The following is a 13,343-nucleotide window of genomic DNA, read 5'->3' on the forward strand; positions in this document are numbered from 1 at the left end:
CCCGTAGCACACCGGTCGCAATCCAGCGCCCGGGGTTCCTACACGAGTCCTGAGGAGGACCCACAGTGGCTAAGGCCAAGTTCGAGCGGACCAAGCCGCACGTCAACATCGGTACGATCGGTCACGTCGACCACGGCAAGACCACGCTCACCGCAGCGATCTCGAAGGTGCTCGCCGACAAGTACCCGTCGGCCACCAACGTGCAGCGTGACTTCGCGTCGATCGACTCGGCTCCCGAGGAGCGTCAGCGCGGCATCACGATCAACATCTCGCACGTCGAGTACGAGACGCCGAAGCGCCACTACGCGCACGTCGACGCCCCTGGTCACGCCGACTACATCAAGAACATGATCACCGGTGCGGCGCAGATGGACGGCGCGATCCTCGTGGTCGCGGCGACCGACGGCCCGATGGCCCAGACGCGTGAGCACGTGCTGCTCGCCAAGCAGGTCGGCGTGCCCTACCTGCTCGTCGCGCTGAACAAGGCCGACATGGTCGACGACGAGGAGATCCTGGAGCTCGTCGAGCTCGAGGTGTCCGAGCTGCTCGCCAGCCAGGGCTTCGCCGAGGACGCTCCGGTCGTCCGCGTCTCGGGCCTCAAGGCGCTCGAGGGCGACGAGAAGTGGGTCCAGTCGATCCTCGACCTCATGGAGGCCGTCGACAACAGCATCCCCGACCCCGTGCGTGACAAGGACAAGCCGTTCCTCATGCCGATCGAGGACGTCTTCACCATCACCGGTCGTGGCACGGTCGTCACGGGTCGCGCCGAGCGCGGCACGCTGAAGATCAACTCCGAGGTCGAGATCGTCGGCATCCGCCCGACGCAGAAGACCACGGTCACGGGCATCGAGATGTTCCACAAGCAGCTCGACGAGGCCTGGGCCGGCGAGAACTGCGGTCTGCTCCTCCGCGGCACCAAGCGCGAGGACGTCGAGCGCGGCCAGGTCGTCGTGGCCCCCGGTTCGGTCACCCCCCACACGAACTTCGAGGGCACCGCGTACATCCTCTCCAAGGAGGAGGGCGGGCGTCACAACCCGTTCTACGCGAACTACCGTCCGCAGTTCTACTTCCGCACCACCGACGTCACCGGCGTCATCACGCTGCCCGAGGGCACCGAGATGGTCATGCCCGGCGACACCACCGACATGACGGTCGAGCTCATCCAGCCGATCGCCATGGAGGAGGGCCTCGGCTTCGCCATCCGTGAGGGCGGCCGCACCGTCGGCGCCGGCACGGTCACGAAGATCGTCAAGTAACACCCTTCGCACCCCTCGCGGGTGCGGAACCGACAGGGGTCGGGCCGTTCGCGGCCCGGCCCCTTCGTCGTCGGTGCGATCGGGGTCGGGTCTGCGGCATCCCCGGCGCGGCCCGGCCCCTTCGTCGTCGGTGCGGCGCGTTACCGTCTCATGACGGTCAGGTCAACGGTCGACGGCGGAATTCGGGCACACCCCCCGAACGGGTTACCCTCGATGGGATGGCCGTCTCCGCTCCGCCACTGCCCCGTACCACCTCCACGCGGCCCGAGATCCAAGCGCTCCGGGCCGTGGCCGTCGGTGCTGTCGTCCTGCACCACGGCTGGCCGGCCGTGGCCCCTGCGGGGTACATGGGCGTCGACGTCTTCTTCGTCGTGTCGGGCTTCCTCATCACCGGGCTGCTGCTCCGCGAGCACGAGCGCGCCGGGCGCATCGACCTCGGCGCGTTCTACCTCCGACGGGCCCGCCGAATACTGCCCGCCGCCGTGACCGTGCTCCTCGTGGTCGCGGCAGCCACGCTCGCGCTCGTGCCGCAGCGGGACTGGGCCGAGTGGTTCCGTCAGATCGTCGCGAGCGCCCTCTACTACGAGAACTGGCAGCTCGCCGCCGACTCGCAGACGCCCGCCTACGCCGACCTCGCCTCGACGCCGGTGCAGCACTACTGGTCCCTCTCCGTCGAGGAGCAGTTCTACCTCGTCTGGCCGCTGCTGCTCATCTTCGCGGTCTGGTACGCGCGCCGACGCAGCCGGGCCGCCGCGCCTGTGCTCCTCGTCGTCCTCGGCGCGGTGACCGCGGCATCCCTCATCCACTCGGTCATGCTGACGGCGGCCGACCACAACCTCGCCTACTTCTCGACCACGGCCCGCACGTGGGAGTTCGGTGCCGGGGGACTGCTGGCCCTGCTCGCCGCCTCGCCCCTCGTGGGCCGTGAGCGGCTCCGTACGGTCGTGTCGTGGTCCGGCCTCGCGCTCATCGTGGTGCCGATCCTGAGCTTCCGCGACCACGACGCGTTCCCCGGCATGTGGGCGGCGCTGCCCGTCGCGGGCACGATGGCGGTCATCTGGGCCGGCATGCCCGTCACGCGTTGGTCGCCGGCGCGGCTCGCGGGGCTCCAGCCGGTGCAGTGGGTCGGCGACGTGTCGTTCTCGCTCTACCTCTGGCACTGGCCGATCTTCATGTTCACGCCGTTCCTCATCGGCATGCCGAGCCCCTCCTGGGCCATGGTGCTGCTCGTGGCGCTCTCGCTCCTGGTGGCGGGGCTCTCGAAGCAGCTCATCGAGGACCCGTTCCGCACGCGGCGCAACCCCGTGTCGCGCCGGCCCGCGGTGCTCCTCGGCGCGCTCGGCATGCTGGTGGCCGCCGTGGTCGGCGCCGGTCTCGTCGCTCCGGGCATCGCGGCCGAGCAGCAGGTGGCGTGCGAGCACGCCGGCGACCCAGGCTGATCAGACCTCGACGCCGTCGATGGTGGTGCGCAGCTCGACGCTGTCCTCGATGGACCGCGCCACGGTGCATCCGCGCTCGATGGCCTTGTCCATGATGTGGATGAGCTTGTCGCGGTCTTCGGGATCGAGGACCGAGAGGTCGACCAGGATCTCCTCGTCGATCCGGGCGTACCGGTTCTCCTCGTTGGAGTGGCCGTGCGCCCAGATGGTCATCGCGAAGTCGTCGCCGAGACGGCGTGCGGCGACGGTGTCGGCGCTGAGGCCGGCGCAGCCGACGAGCGCGATCTTCAGCAGCTCACCGGGCGTGAAGTGCTCGCCCTCGAGCTCCTCGCCGCCGATGGTCACCGTGGCGCCACGCTCGTTGAGCCCCTGGTACCGGCGCGGCGCGATCCGGGCCACCGAGACGCTGCCGGGCGCGATGCGCTCGCTGACCGCGTGGGCGTGCTCGAGGGGCTGCTCGATGGGCTGCTCGGCCATGTGGACTCCCGTCGTCGTGGACCTCGATTCCATCATGTTCCGGGCCGCATCGTCGCGGAGGCTGCGACCTCCCTGTGAACCCGCGACGGCGCGACACGCCCGGGTTGCACGGATGCCTCGACTGTGGCAAACTCGATGAGTTCAACATTTCGAACGGCGTGCCATGCTGCGTGCCGTTCGAATCACTGCCAGGCAGTGCATAGCCACCAAAAAGCTCTCGGAGCCGCACGGGTCAGGCTAGGCCGCAGGCAGCAGAACACACAACCGACAACCACTTTCGAGCATGGTTCCGCCATGCCCGTTCCGCGAGGGCGACACGCCCGAGCGCGGGGGTCGGTGGGGCTCACGGGTCGAGCGTGCCGAGGTCACCGCGCCAGCGGGGTGGTTTCGACAGGCTCGATCACGGCCTTTGACAGATGAACAGTGGTGCTTCACACGGAGTAGCTACGCGGCGTCCAATGCCCTCGGAAGGGGTAAGACGCCTTGACAGAGAGAGAGTCAGCAATGGCGGGACAGAAGATCCGCATTCGACTGAAGTCGTATGACCACGAGGTCATCGACACCTCGGCGCGCAAGATCGTCGACACGGTGACCCGCGCGGGCGCCACGGTCGTCGGCCCCGTGCCGCTTCCGACCGAGAAGAACGTGGTGTGCGTCATCCGTTCGCCCCACAAGTACAAGGACAGCCGCGAGCACTTCGAGATGCGCACCCACAAGCGTCTCATCGACATCGTGGACCCGACGCCCAAGGCCGTCGACTCGCTCATGCGCCTCGACCTCCCGGCCGACGTCAACATCGAGATCAAGCTCTGAGGTAACAGATGTCTTCCGCTACCAAGAACGTGAAGGGTCTGCTCGGCACGAAGCTCGGCATGACCCAGGTGTGGGACGAGAACAACAAGCTCGTTCCGGTCACCGTCATCGAGATCGCCCCGAACGTGGTCACCCAGCTCCGCACCGCGGAGAAGGACGGCTACGAGGCCGTGCAGATCGCCGCAGGCGCCATCGACCCGCGCAAGGTGAACCAGCCCGCGTCCGGCCACTTCAAGGCCGCCGGCGTCACCCCGCGCCGTCACCTCGCCGAGGTGCGCACCGCTGACGCGTCGAGCTACGAGCTCGGCCAGGAGCTCACCGCCGACGGCACCTTCGAGGCCGGCCAGCTCGTCGACGTCGTCGGCACGAGCAAGGGCAAGGGCTTCGCCGGTGTCATGAAGCGCCACAACTTCAAGGGCGTCTCCGCCTCGCACGGTTCCCACCGCAACCACCGCAAGCCCGGTTCGATCGGTGCTTCGTCGACCCCCAGCCGTGTATTCAAGGGCATGCGCATGGCCGGTCGCATGGGTGGCGAGCGCGTGACCGTGCTCAACCTCCGCGTGCACGCCGTCGACGCCGAGAAGGGCCTGCTGCTCGTCAAGGGCGCGGTTCCCGGTGCTCGCGGCCGTCTCGTTTTCGTCCGCAACGCTGTGAAGGGGGCGTAGTCCATGGCTACCGCCAACACCATCGACGTGCTCGACGTGACCGGCAAGAAGTCCGGCTCGTTCGAGCTGCCCGCCGAGCTCTTCGACGTGCAGACCAACGTCCCGCTCATCCACCAGGTCGTCGTCGCCCAGCTCGCCGCAGCGCGCCAGGGCACGCACAAGACCAAGACCCGCGGAGAGGTCTCCGGCGCCGGTCGCAAGCCGTTCAAGCAGAAGGGCACCGGCCGCGCCCGTCAGGGTTCGATCCGCGCCCCGCAGATGACCGGCGGTGGCATCGTCCACGGCCCGCAGCCGCGTGACTACTCGCAGCGGACCCCCAAGAAGATGATCGCCGCCGCGCTCCTCGGCTCGCTGTCCGACCGCGCACGCGGTGGCCGCATCCACGCCGTCGAGACGTTCGCCGCGGGCGAGGCGCCCAAGACGAAGGACGCCGTCGCGCTCCTCGGTGCGATCGCGCCGGCCAAGCACTACCTCGTCGTGCTCACGCGTGACGAGGAGCTCTCGGCGCGGGCCGTTCGCAACATCCCGACCGTGCACGTGCTGCAGGTCGACCAGCTGAACGCCTACGACGTGCTCGTCTCCGACGACATCGTCTTCAGCGCCGCTGCGCTCGAGGCCTTCGTGGCCGCGAAGTCGCCCAAGGCCGACAGCGCTGTGAAGGAAGAGGTTTCCGCATGAGTTCCGCCGCATACAACAAGGACCCGCGCGACATCATCATCGCGCCCGTCGTCTCGGAGAAGAGCTACGGCCTGATCGACGAGGGCAAGTACACGTTCACCGTGGACCCCCGCTCGAACAAGACCGAGATCAAGCTCGCCATCGAGAAGATCTTCAACGTCGAGGTGGCGTCGATCAACACCCTGAACCGCCAGGGCAAGACCCGCCGGACTCGCTTCGGCACGGGCAAGCGCAAGGACACCAAGCGCGCGATCGTCACCCTCAAGTCCGGCTCGATCGACATCTTCACGGCTGTCGGCTAGGGAGCAGAGGAAAAACATGGCTATTCGTAAGTACAAGCCCACGACCCCGGGTCGTCGCGGTTCGTCTGTTGCGGACTTCGCAGAGATCACCCGCTCGACGCCCGAGAAGTCGCTGCTCCGCCCGCTGTCGAAGACCGGTGGCCGCAACAACCAGGGCCGCATCACCACGCGTCACATCGGTGGTGGCCACAAGCGCCAGTACCGCGTGATCGACTTCCGTCGCAACGACAAGGACGGCGTGCCCGCCAAGGTCGCGCACATCGAGTACGACCCCAACCGCACGGCTCGCATCGCGCTCCTCCACTTCGTGGACGGCACCAAGCGCTACATCCTCGCGCCGAACAAGCTGCAGCAGGGCGACCCGATCGAGTCGGGCCCCAACGCCGACATCAAGCCCGGCAACAACCTGCCGCTGCGCAACATCCCCACCGGTACCGTCGTGCACGCCATCGAGCTCCGCCCCGGCGGCGGCGCCAAGCTGGCCCGCTCGGCCGGCACCTCGGTGCGTCTCGTCGCGAAGGACGGCCCCTACGCCCAGCTGCGCCTCCCCTCGGGCGAGATCCGCAACGTCGATGCGCGCTGCCGCGCGACCGTCGGCGAGGTCGGCAACGCCGAGCAGTCGAACATCAACTGGGGCAAGGCCGGCCGCAAGCGCTGGAAGGGCGTCCGCCCGACCGTCCGCGGTGTCGCGATGAACCCGATCGACCACCCGCACGGTGGTGGTGAGGGCAAGACCTCCGGTGGTCGCCACCCGGTCAGCCCCTGGGGCAAGTCCGAGGGACGCACCCGTCGCCCCAACAAGGAGAGCGACAAGCTCATCGTCCGTCGTCGCACCGTCGGCAAGAAGCGCAAGTAGGAGTAGAAGAAGATGCCGCGCAGTCTCAAGAAGGGCCCCTTCGTCGACGACCACCTGCTTCGCAAGGTCGTCAACCAGAACGAAGCCGGTTCGAAGAACGTCATCAAGACCTGGTCGCGTCGCTCGATGATCATCCCCGCCATGCTGGGGCACACGATCGCCGTGCACGACGGCCGCAAGCACATCCCGGTGTTCGTCACCGAGACCATGGTGGGCCACAAGCTCGGCGAGTTCGCGCCCACCCGCACCTTCCGTGGACACGTGAAGGACGACAAGAAGGGCCGCCGCCGCTGACGCGGTGGCGTGAAGGAGGAAAGAAATGGTGGAGTCGATCGCACGCGTGCGTCACATCCGCGTGACCCCCATGAAGGCCCGCCGCGTCGTCAACATGATCCGCGGCAAGCAGGCTCAGGAGGCCCTGGCCATCCTGAAGTTCGCCCCCCAGGGTGCGAGCGAGCCCGTGTACAAGCTCGTCGCCTCGGCCATCGCGAACGCTCGCGTCAAGGCCGATGCCACGAACACCTACCTGGACGAGCAGGACCTCTACATCAGCCGCGCATTCGTCGATGAGGGCACCACCCTCAAGCGATTCCAGCCGCGCGCGCAGGGTCGTGCCTTCCGCATCAACAAGCGAACGAGCCACATCACCGTCGTGCTCGCCACGCCCGAGGAGGGTACGAAGTAATGGGTCAGAAGGTCAACCCGTACGGCTTCCGTCTCGGCATCACCACCGACCACGTGTCGCGGTGGTTCTCCGACTCGACGAAGCCCGGACAGCGCTACGCCGACTACCTGGCGGAGGACATCAAGATCCGCCGCCTGCTGCAGACGTCGCTCGACCGCGCGGGAGTCTCGCGCATCGAGATCGAGCGCACCCGCGACCGCGTCCGAGTGGACATCCACACGGCGCGTCCCGGCATCGTGATCGGCCGCCGCGGCGCCGAGGCCGAGCGCATCCGCGCCGACCTCGAGAAGCTCACCGGCAAGCAGATCCAGCTCAACATCCTCGAGGTCAAGAACCCCGAGGCCGACGCCCAGCTCGTCGCGCAGGGCATCGCCGAGCAGCTCTCCGCACGTGTGGCGTTCCGCCGCGCGATGCGCAAGGGCCTGCAGGGTGCGCAGCGCGCCGGCGCCAAGGGCGTCCGGATCCAGGTGTCGGGCCGTCTCGGCGGCGCCGAGATGAGCCGCTCGGAGTTCTACCGCGAGGGCCGCGTGCCCCTGCACACGCTCCGCGCGAACATCGACTACGGCTTCTACGAGGCCAAGACCACCTTCGGCCGCATCGGCGTGAAGGTCTGGATCTACAAGGGCGACATCACCAACAAGGAGCTCGCCCGCGAGCAGGCTTCGCAGAAGCCCTCGCGCGGTGACCGCAATGACCGTCCCCGTCGTGCGCCCAAGGCGCAGGAGCCGGTGGCAGCAGGAGTTGAGGCATAACCATGTTGATTCCCCGTCGAGTCAAGTACCGCAAGCAGCACCACCCCGGCCGTTCGGGCCACGCCACCGGCGGCACGAAGGTCACCTTCGGTGAGTTCGGCATCCAGGCGCTGACCCCCGCGTACGTGACGAACCGTCAGATCGAGTCCGCTCGTATCGCCATGACGCGTCACATCAAGCGCGGCGGCAAGGTGTGGATCAACATCTACCCCGACCGTCCGCTCACGAAGAAGCCCGCCGAGACCCGCATGGGTTCCGGCAAGGGCTCGCCCGAGTGGTGGGTCGCGAACGTCAAGCCGGGTCGAGTCCTCTTCGAGGTCTCCGGCGTCTCCGAGGAACTCGCTCGTGAGGCCATGACCCGTGCCATCCACAAGCTGCCCCTCAAGGCACGCATCATCAAGCGCGAGGAGGGCGACGCATAATGGCCGTCGGCACCAAGGAGCTCAGCCCCACCGAGCTCGACACCTTTGAAGACGAGCGACTCGTCGACGAGCTGAAGAAGGCCAAGGAAGAGCTGTTCAACCTGCGCTTCCAGTCGGCCACCGGCCAGCTCGAGAGCCACGGCCGCCTCCGGGCGGTCAAGCGCGACATCGCGCGCATCTACACGGTCATCCGCGAGCGCGAACTCGGCATCCGGGCCACGCCCGCGCCGGTCGAGGCTCCGGCCAAGGCCGAGAAGAAGACCAAGAAGGCCAAGGCCGCCGACGAGGCAGCTGCGACCGAAGAGACGAAGGAGGCCTAGTCATGGCAACCGCCAAGGAGACGACTGGCCACGAGTCGGCCGAGCGCGACGTCAAGGACGTCGACGCACGTGGCTACCGCAAGGTGCGACGCGGCTACGTCGTCAGCGACAAGATGCAGAAGACCATCGTCGTCGAGGTCGAGGACCGCGTGAAGCACCCGCTGTACGGCAAGGTCATCCGCCGCACCTCGAAGATCAAGGCGCACGACGAGCAGAACACCGCCGGCATCGGCGACCTCGTCGTGATCACCGAGACCCGGCCCCTCAGCGCCACCAAGCGCTGGCGCCTCGTCGAGATCGTCGAGAAGGCCAAGTAAGCCTCGGGCTTGCTTGAAAGAAGGAGTTCAAAGTGCTTCAGCAGGAATCACGACTCAAGGTCGCCGATAACACCGGCGCCAAGGAGCTGCTCACGATCCGCGTCCTCGGTGGGTCCAAGCGCCGGTACGCCGGCCTCGGCGACACCATCGTCGCGACCGTCAAGGACGCGATCCCCGGCGGCAACGTCAAGAAGGGCGACGTCGTCAAGGCGGTCATCGTCCGCACCGTCAAGGAGACCCGTCGCCCCGACGGCTCGTACATCAAGTTCGACGAGAACGCCGCGGTGATCCTGAAGAACGACGGTGACCCCCGTGGCACCCGTATCTTCGGACCGGTCGGTCGCGAGCTTCGCGACAAGAAGTTCATGAAGATCATCTCGCTGGCACCGGAGGTTATCTAAGTCATGGCCAACATCAAGAAGGGTGACCTCGTGCAGGTCATCTCGGGCCGCAGCCAGGCCCGCGGCGGAGACCGCGGCAAGCAGGGCAAGGTCCTCGAGGTGCTCGTCGCCGAGAACCGCGTCGTGGTCGAGGGCGTGAACTTCGTCACGAAGCACGTCCGCGTCGGCCAGACGCAGCGCGGTTCGAAGACCGGCGGCATCGAGACCCAGGAGGCACCGATCCACGTGTCGAACGTCGCGCTGGTCGACCCCGAGTCCAAGAAGCCGACCCGCGTCGGCTTCCGCAACGAGACGGTGACGAAGGACGGCGTGCAGAAGACCGTCCGCGTCCGCTACGCCAAGAAGTCAGGTAAGGACCTGTAATGACCGATACGGCTACGCAGGCTGGCAAAATCCAGCCGCGACTGAAGACCAAGTACCGGACCGAGATCTCGAAGACCCTCACCGAGGAGCACGGCTACACCAACGTGCACCAGGTGCCGGGTCTCGTGAAGATCGTCGTGAACATGGGCGTCGGCGAGGCGGCCCGCGATGGCAAGATCATCGACGGCGCGATCGCGGACCTCACGAAGATCACCGGGCAGAAGCCGCAGGTCACGAAGGCCCGCAAGTCCATCGCGCAGTTCAAGCTCCGCGAGGGCCAGCCGATCGGCGCCCACGTGACGCTCCGCGGCGACCGCATGTGGGAGTTCCTCGACCGCCTGCTCTCGCTCGCGCTGCCCCGCATCCGCGACTTCCGTGGCCTGTCGGACGCCCAGTTCGACGGCAACGGCAACTACACCTTCGGTCTCACGGAGCAGTCCGTGTTCCACGAGATCGACCAGGACAAGATCGACCGCGTCCGCGGCATGGACATCACCGTGGTGACCACCGCCAAGACCGACGAGGAGGGCCGCGCGCTGCTCAAGCAGCTCGGCTTCCCCTTCCGGTCCGCCACGGCCGCCAACTGATCCACGGATGCCGCGGGCTCGCGCTCGCGGCATCCGACCAGGCCGGGGCATCCGCCCGGGCCTCACACCACAGGTCATCACTCGTGTAACGGGTGCTGAAACCTGGTGAACGTTAGGAAACATCCGTCATGACGATGACCGACCCGGTCGCTGACATGCTGACCCGCCTTCGCAACGCGAACTCGGCGCACCACGACTCCGTGTCGATGCCGAACTCGAAGCTCAAGGGGCACATCGCCGAGATCCTCAAGAACGAGGGCTACATCGCCGGCTTCGAGGTCACCGACGCTCGCGTGGGCACGACGCTCACGCTGCAGCTCAAGTTCGGCCCGAACCGCGAGCGCTCGATCGCGGGCATCAAGCGCGTCTCGAAGCCCGGCCTCCGCGTCTACGCGAAGTCGACCGAGATCCCCAAGGTGCTCGGCGGCCTCGGCGTCGCGATCCTGTCCACTTCCAGCGGTCTGCTGACCGACCGCCAGGCCGAGAAGAAGGGCGTGGGTGGGGAAGTCCTCGCCTACGTGTGGTAGTTCCATGTCACGAATCGGACGACTCCCCATCGACATCCCCGCTGGTGTCGACGTCACGGTCGACGGCGCGGCCGTCACCGTCAAGGGCCCCAAGGGCGAGCTCACGCTCAACGTGCCCACGCCCATCGAGGTGAAGATCGAGGACAACCAGGTGCTCGTCACCCGTCCCGACGACGAGCGCGACTCGCGCTCGCGCCACGGCCTGACCCGCTCGCTCATCGCGAACCAGATCCTCGGCGTCACCGAGGGCTACTCCAAGGGCCTCGAGATCGTCGGCACCGGATACCGCGTCGCCCAGAAGGGTGCGGCCGTCGAGTTCGCGCTCGGCTTCTCGCACCCCGTCACCGTCGAACCGCCGGCCGGCATCACGCTGACCGTCGAGGGCAACAACAAGCTCACGGTCGCCGGCATCGACAAGCAGGCCGTCGGCGAGACCGCCGCCAACATCCGCAAGATCAAGAAGCCCGAGCCGTACAAGGGCAAGGGCATCCGCTACGCCGGCGAGGTCGTGCGTCGCAAGGCCGGAAAGTCAGGTAAGTAATCATGGCTGTGAAGACCAAGACGGCTGCGCGTTCGCGCCGCCACACCCGCCTTCGCAAGAAGATCGTCGGCACCGTCGAGCGTCCGCGCCTCGTCGTGACCCGATCGGCCCGCCACGTCTTCGTGCAGGTCGTCGACGACGCCGCCGGCCGCACCCTGGCATCGGCATCCACCATGGAGGCCGACCTCCGCGCATTCGACGGTGACAAGACCGCGAAGGCGAAGCGGGTCGGCGAGCTCGTGGCCGAGCGCGCGAAGGAGGCGGGCGTCGAGTCCGTCGTCTTCGACCGCGGCGGCAACAAGTACGCAGGCCGAGTCGCCGCCATCGCCGATGGTGCGCGAGAGGCGGGGCTGAGCCTGTGACCGACAACAAGAAGGAGAACGAGGTGGCTGCAGTGGCAGAGGCACCCGTGGAGACCGCCGCGGCGAGCGCTCCCCAGAACGAGCCCCGCGAGGCCCGTCGTGGCAGCCGCGACCGCGGCCCGAGCCGCGACCGCGGTGGCCGTGACGCCGAGAAGAGCCAGTTCCTCGAGCGCGTCGTGACCATCAACCGCGTCTCGAAGGTCGTCAAGGGCGGCCGTCGCTTCAGCTTCACGGCGCTCGTCGTCGTCGGCGACGGCAACGGCCTCGTCGGCGTCGGCTACGGCAAGGCCCGCGAGGTGCCGACCGCCATCTCGAAGGGCGTCGAGGAGGCGAAGAAGAACTTCTTCCGCGTCCCCCGCGTCGGCGCGACCATCCCGCACCCCGTGCAGGGTGAGGCCGCTGCCGGTGTCGTCCTGCTGCGCCCCGCATCGCCCGGTACCGGTGTCATCGCCGGTGGTCCGGTGCGTGCCGTGCTCGAGTGCGCCGGCATCCACGACGTCCTGAGCAAGTCGCTCGGCTCGTCGAACACCATCAACATCGTGCACGCCACGGTCGAGGCGCTGCAGCAGCTCGAAGAGCCGCGTGCAGTGGCCGCCCGTCGTGGTCTCGACTACGACGAGGTCGCCCCCGCCCGTCTGCTGCGTGCCGAGGCCCAGGCGGCCGAGGCCGCCGCAGCAGCGAAGGCAGGTGCCTGATGGCCAAGCAGCTCAAGGTGACCCAGATCAAGTCCAAGGTGAGCGAGAAGCAGTACCAGCGGGACACGCTCCGCAGCCTCGGGCTCAAGCGCATCGGCCAGTCGGTCGTTCGCGAGGACACCCCGCAGAACCGCGGCTACGTGAACACCGTCGCGCACCTCGTGAAGGTTGAGGAGATCGACTAATGGCAGACAACGAGAAGACGACCGAGGTCGCCGAGCCCAAGAAGGCTCCGGCGAAGAAGGCCGCCGCGAAGCCCGCCGCCGAGAAGTCGGAGAAGGCTCCCGCGAAGAAGGCGCCGGCCAAGGCCGCCGCCGCGAAGACCGACGACGCGAAGGCCGAGAAGGCCCCCGCGAAGAAGGCCCCGGCGAAGAAGGCTGCCGACAAGGACGCCGTCGACGCCAAGCGCGAGCCCGTGCTGAAGGTGCACCACCTTCGCCCGGCGCCCGGCGCCAAGAAGGACAAGACCCGCGTCGGACGCGGTGAGGGTTCGAAGGGCAAGACCGCCGGTCGCGGCACCAAGGGCTCCAAGGCCCGCAACAACATCCGCCCCGGGTTCGAGGGTGGCCAGCTTCCGTACCACATGCGTGCGCCGAAGCTGCGCGGCTTCAAGAACCCGTTCCGCGTCGAGTACCAGGTGGTCAACCTGGAGAAGCTCGCCGAGCTCTACCCGAAGGGCGGCGACGTCACCGTCGCCGATCTCGTCGAGAAGGGTGCCGTCCGCAAGAACGAGCGCGTCAAAGTGCTCGGCAACGGCGACATCCAGGTGAAGCTCAACGTGGCGGTCGACAAGGTCTCCGGCTCCGCCGAGCAGAAGATCGTCGCCGCAGGCGGCTCGGTCAAGTAGGCCGCAGCATCACCGATTGTTCGAGCCTGTCGGGACCT

23 protein-coding genes are annotated in these 13,343 nt (G+C 67.6%); 22 read left to right on the top strand and 1 reads right to left on the bottom strand.

The genetic code is table 11. From position 1 onward, the window contains the following. Window positions 1–65: 65 nt before the first annotated feature. Window positions 66–1,256, top strand: a complete 1,191-nt coding sequence (tuf, locus tag AC1DZA_RS02705; protein WP_159600513.1) for an elongation factor Tu — start codon at window positions 66–68, stop codon at window positions 1,254–1,256. Between the two features lie 218 nt (window positions 1,257–1,474). Next, window positions 1,475–2,695 carry an acyltransferase family protein gene (locus AC1DZA_RS02710; protein WP_476771601.1) on the top strand — a complete coding sequence of 407 codons (1,221 nt, stop codon included), beginning with the start codon at window positions 1,475–1,477 and terminating at the stop codon, window positions 2,693–2,695. Here AC1DZA_RS02710 and AC1DZA_RS02715 read toward each other — a convergent pair whose 3' ends face one another. Then, window positions 2,696–3,172, bottom strand: coding sequence for an OsmC family protein (locus AC1DZA_RS02715; RefSeq protein ID WP_476771602.1), 477 nt, complete (start codon window positions 3,170–3,172; stop codon window positions 2,696–2,698). Between the two features lie 504 nt (window positions 3,173–3,676). On the opposite strand from AC1DZA_RS02715, the gene rpsJ reads away from it, so the two are divergent. From rpsJ to rplO, 20 genes are all read left to right on the top strand, one after another. Continuing rightward, window positions 3,677–3,985, top strand: a complete 309-nt coding sequence (gene rpsJ / locus AC1DZA_RS02720) for a 30S ribosomal protein S10 (RefSeq protein ID WP_017201594.1) — start codon at window positions 3,677–3,679, stop codon at window positions 3,983–3,985. A gap of 8 nt (window positions 3,986–3,993) precedes the next feature. Then, window positions 3,994–4,650: a 50S ribosomal protein L3 gene (gene rplC, locus AC1DZA_RS02725; RefSeq protein WP_056734926.1), complete on the top strand. Its 657-nt coding sequence runs from the start codon at window positions 3,994–3,996 to the stop codon at window positions 4,648–4,650. A gap of 3 nt (window positions 4,651–4,653) precedes the next feature. Continuing rightward, window positions 4,654–5,328, top strand: a complete 675-nt coding sequence (gene rplD / locus AC1DZA_RS02730; RefSeq protein ID WP_476760857.1) for a 50S ribosomal protein L4 — start codon at window positions 4,654–4,656, stop codon at window positions 5,326–5,328. Next, window positions 5,325–5,630: a 50S ribosomal protein L23 gene (gene rplW / locus AC1DZA_RS02735; protein WP_476760856.1), complete on the top strand. Its 306-nt coding sequence runs from the start codon at window positions 5,325–5,327 to the stop codon at window positions 5,628–5,630. The genes rplD and rplW overlap by 4 nt, the downstream gene beginning before the upstream one ends. A gap of 16 nt (window positions 5,631–5,646) precedes the next feature. After that, on the top strand, window positions 5,647–6,486 hold the full coding sequence (rplB, locus tag AC1DZA_RS02740; RefSeq protein ID WP_159600503.1) for a 50S ribosomal protein L2: 840 nt from the start codon (window positions 5,647–5,649) through the stop codon (window positions 6,484–6,486). A gap of 12 nt (window positions 6,487–6,498) precedes the next feature. Then, window positions 6,499–6,780, top strand: coding sequence for a 30S ribosomal protein S19 (rpsS, locus tag AC1DZA_RS02745; RefSeq protein ID WP_307039500.1), 282 nt, complete (start codon window positions 6,499–6,501; stop codon window positions 6,778–6,780). A 25-nt stretch (window positions 6,781–6,805) separates the two neighbouring features. After that, window positions 6,806–7,171: a 50S ribosomal protein L22 gene (gene rplV, locus AC1DZA_RS02750; protein WP_026378675.1), complete on the top strand. Its 366-nt coding sequence runs from the start codon at window positions 6,806–6,808 to the stop codon at window positions 7,169–7,171. Further along, window positions 7,171–7,923, top strand: a complete 753-nt coding sequence (gene rpsC, locus AC1DZA_RS02755; protein ID WP_159600501.1) for a 30S ribosomal protein S3 — start codon at window positions 7,171–7,173, stop codon at window positions 7,921–7,923. The genes rplV and rpsC overlap by 1 nt, the downstream gene beginning before the upstream one ends. 2 nt (window positions 7,924–7,925) lie before the next feature. Further along, window positions 7,926–8,345, top strand: coding sequence for a 50S ribosomal protein L16 (gene rplP / locus AC1DZA_RS02760; RefSeq protein ID WP_056010870.1), 420 nt, complete (start codon window positions 7,926–7,928; stop codon window positions 8,343–8,345). Then, window positions 8,345–8,665 (top strand): 50S ribosomal protein L29, encoded by a 321-nt coding sequence (gene rpmC / locus AC1DZA_RS02765; RefSeq protein WP_309977309.1) that lies wholly within the window; start codon window positions 8,345–8,347, stop codon window positions 8,663–8,665. Before rplP ends, rpmC begins: the two co-directional genes overlap by 1 nt. A 2-nt stretch (window positions 8,666–8,667) precedes the next feature. Beyond that, window positions 8,668–8,982, top strand: a complete 315-nt coding sequence (gene rpsQ / locus AC1DZA_RS02770) for a 30S ribosomal protein S17 (protein ID WP_159600497.1) — start codon at window positions 8,668–8,670, stop codon at window positions 8,980–8,982. Window positions 8,983–9,014: 32 nt separating this feature from the next. Beyond that, complete coding sequence (gene rplN / locus AC1DZA_RS02775) at window positions 9,015–9,383, top strand: 50S ribosomal protein L14 (protein WP_122937450.1); 369 nt, start codon at window positions 9,015–9,017, stop codon at window positions 9,381–9,383. Between the two features lie 3 nt (window positions 9,384–9,386). Beyond that, window positions 9,387–9,746, top strand: coding sequence for a 50S ribosomal protein L24 (gene rplX / locus AC1DZA_RS02780; protein ID WP_309977312.1), 360 nt, complete (start codon window positions 9,387–9,389; stop codon window positions 9,744–9,746). Continuing rightward, window positions 9,746–10,333: a 50S ribosomal protein L5 gene (rplE, locus tag AC1DZA_RS02785; protein ID WP_309977314.1), complete on the top strand. Its 588-nt coding sequence runs from the start codon at window positions 9,746–9,748 to the stop codon at window positions 10,331–10,333. The genes rplX and rplE overlap by 1 nt, the downstream gene beginning before the upstream one ends. A 128-nt stretch (window positions 10,334–10,461) precedes the next feature. Beyond that, window positions 10,462–10,860 (top strand): 30S ribosomal protein S8, encoded by a 399-nt coding sequence (gene rpsH / locus AC1DZA_RS02790; RefSeq protein ID WP_159600491.1) that lies wholly within the window; start codon window positions 10,462–10,464, stop codon window positions 10,858–10,860. A 4-nt stretch (window positions 10,861–10,864) separates the two neighbouring features. After that, on the top strand, window positions 10,865–11,401 hold the full coding sequence (gene rplF / locus AC1DZA_RS02795) for a 50S ribosomal protein L6 (protein ID WP_476771603.1): 537 nt from the start codon (window positions 10,865–10,867) through the stop codon (window positions 11,399–11,401). Between the two features lie 2 nt (window positions 11,402–11,403). Further along, window positions 11,404–11,763 carry a 50S ribosomal protein L18 gene (gene rplR / locus AC1DZA_RS02800; RefSeq protein WP_159600487.1) on the top strand — a complete coding sequence of 120 codons (360 nt, stop codon included), beginning with the start codon at window positions 11,404–11,406 and terminating at the stop codon, window positions 11,761–11,763. Then, the gene (gene rpsE / locus AC1DZA_RS02805; protein ID WP_203230643.1) at window positions 11,760–12,458 is read left to right on the top strand and encodes a 30S ribosomal protein S5; all 699 of its coding nucleotides are present in this window, start codon (window positions 11,760–11,762) and stop codon (window positions 12,456–12,458) included. Before rplR ends, rpsE begins: the two co-directional genes overlap by 4 nt. Further along, entirely contained in the window at window positions 12,458–12,643 is a 186-nt protein-coding gene (rpmD, locus tag AC1DZA_RS02810; protein ID WP_022889741.1) for a 50S ribosomal protein L30, read from the top strand. Before rpsE ends, rpmD begins: the two co-directional genes overlap by 1 nt. Then, window positions 12,643–13,305 (top strand): 50S ribosomal protein L15, encoded by a 663-nt coding sequence (rplO, locus tag AC1DZA_RS02815; protein ID WP_309977323.1) that lies wholly within the window; start codon window positions 12,643–12,645, stop codon window positions 13,303–13,305. Before rpmD ends, rplO begins: the two co-directional genes overlap by 1 nt. Window positions 13,306–13,343: the final 38 nt, after the last annotated feature.

The sequence above is a fragment of the Agromyces sp. P2_B3 genome (assembly GCF_056404815.1).

Bases quoted from the DNA above. Each gene is read 5' to 3' on its own strand.
- AC1DZA_RS02710 (WP_476771601.1), top strand. From the start codon at position 1,475: ATGGCCGTCTCCGCTCCGCCACTGCCCCGTACCACCTCCACGCGGCCC.
- AC1DZA_RS02715 (WP_476771602.1), bottom strand. From the start codon at position 3,172: ATGGCCGAGCAGCCCATCGAGCAGCCCCTCGAGCACGCCCACGCGGTC.
- rpsJ (WP_017201594.1), top strand. From the start codon at position 3,677: ATGGCGGGACAGAAGATCCGCATTCGACTGAAGTCGTATGACCACGAG.
- rplC (WP_056734926.1), top strand. From the start codon at position 3,994: ATGTCTTCCGCTACCAAGAACGTGAAGGGTCTGCTCGGCACGAAGCTC.
- rplD (WP_476760857.1), top strand. From the start codon at position 4,654: ATGGCTACCGCCAACACCATCGACGTGCTCGACGTGACCGGCAAGAAG.
- rplW (WP_476760856.1), top strand. From the start codon at position 5,325: ATGAGTTCCGCCGCATACAACAAGGACCCGCGCGACATCATCATCGCG.
- rplB (WP_159600503.1), top strand. From the start codon at position 5,647: ATGGCTATTCGTAAGTACAAGCCCACGACCCCGGGTCGTCGCGGTTCG.
- rpsS (WP_307039500.1), top strand. From the start codon at position 6,499: ATGCCGCGCAGTCTCAAGAAGGGCCCCTTCGTCGACGACCACCTGCTT.
- rplV (WP_026378675.1), top strand. From the start codon at position 6,806: ATGGTGGAGTCGATCGCACGCGTGCGTCACATCCGCGTGACCCCCATG.
- rpsC (WP_159600501.1), top strand. From the start codon at position 7,171: ATGGGTCAGAAGGTCAACCCGTACGGCTTCCGTCTCGGCATCACCACC.
- rplP (WP_056010870.1), top strand. From the start codon at position 7,926: ATGTTGATTCCCCGTCGAGTCAAGTACCGCAAGCAGCACCACCCCGGC.
- rpmC (WP_309977309.1), top strand. From the start codon at position 8,345: ATGGCCGTCGGCACCAAGGAGCTCAGCCCCACCGAGCTCGACACCTTT.
- rpsQ (WP_159600497.1), top strand. From the start codon at position 8,668: ATGGCAACCGCCAAGGAGACGACTGGCCACGAGTCGGCCGAGCGCGAC.
- rplX (WP_309977312.1), top strand. From the start codon at position 9,387: ATGGCCAACATCAAGAAGGGTGACCTCGTGCAGGTCATCTCGGGCCGC.
- rplE (WP_309977314.1), top strand. From the start codon at position 9,746: ATGACCGATACGGCTACGCAGGCTGGCAAAATCCAGCCGCGACTGAAG.
- rpsH (WP_159600491.1), top strand. From the start codon at position 10,462: ATGACGATGACCGACCCGGTCGCTGACATGCTGACCCGCCTTCGCAAC.
- rplF (WP_476771603.1), top strand. From the start codon at position 10,865: ATGTCACGAATCGGACGACTCCCCATCGACATCCCCGCTGGTGTCGAC.
- rplR (WP_159600487.1), top strand. From the start codon at position 11,404: ATGGCTGTGAAGACCAAGACGGCTGCGCGTTCGCGCCGCCACACCCGC.
- rpmD (WP_022889741.1), top strand. From the start codon at position 12,458: ATGGCCAAGCAGCTCAAGGTGACCCAGATCAAGTCCAAGGTGAGCGAG.
- rplO (WP_309977323.1), top strand. From the start codon at position 12,643: ATGGCAGACAACGAGAAGACGACCGAGGTCGCCGAGCCCAAGAAGGCT.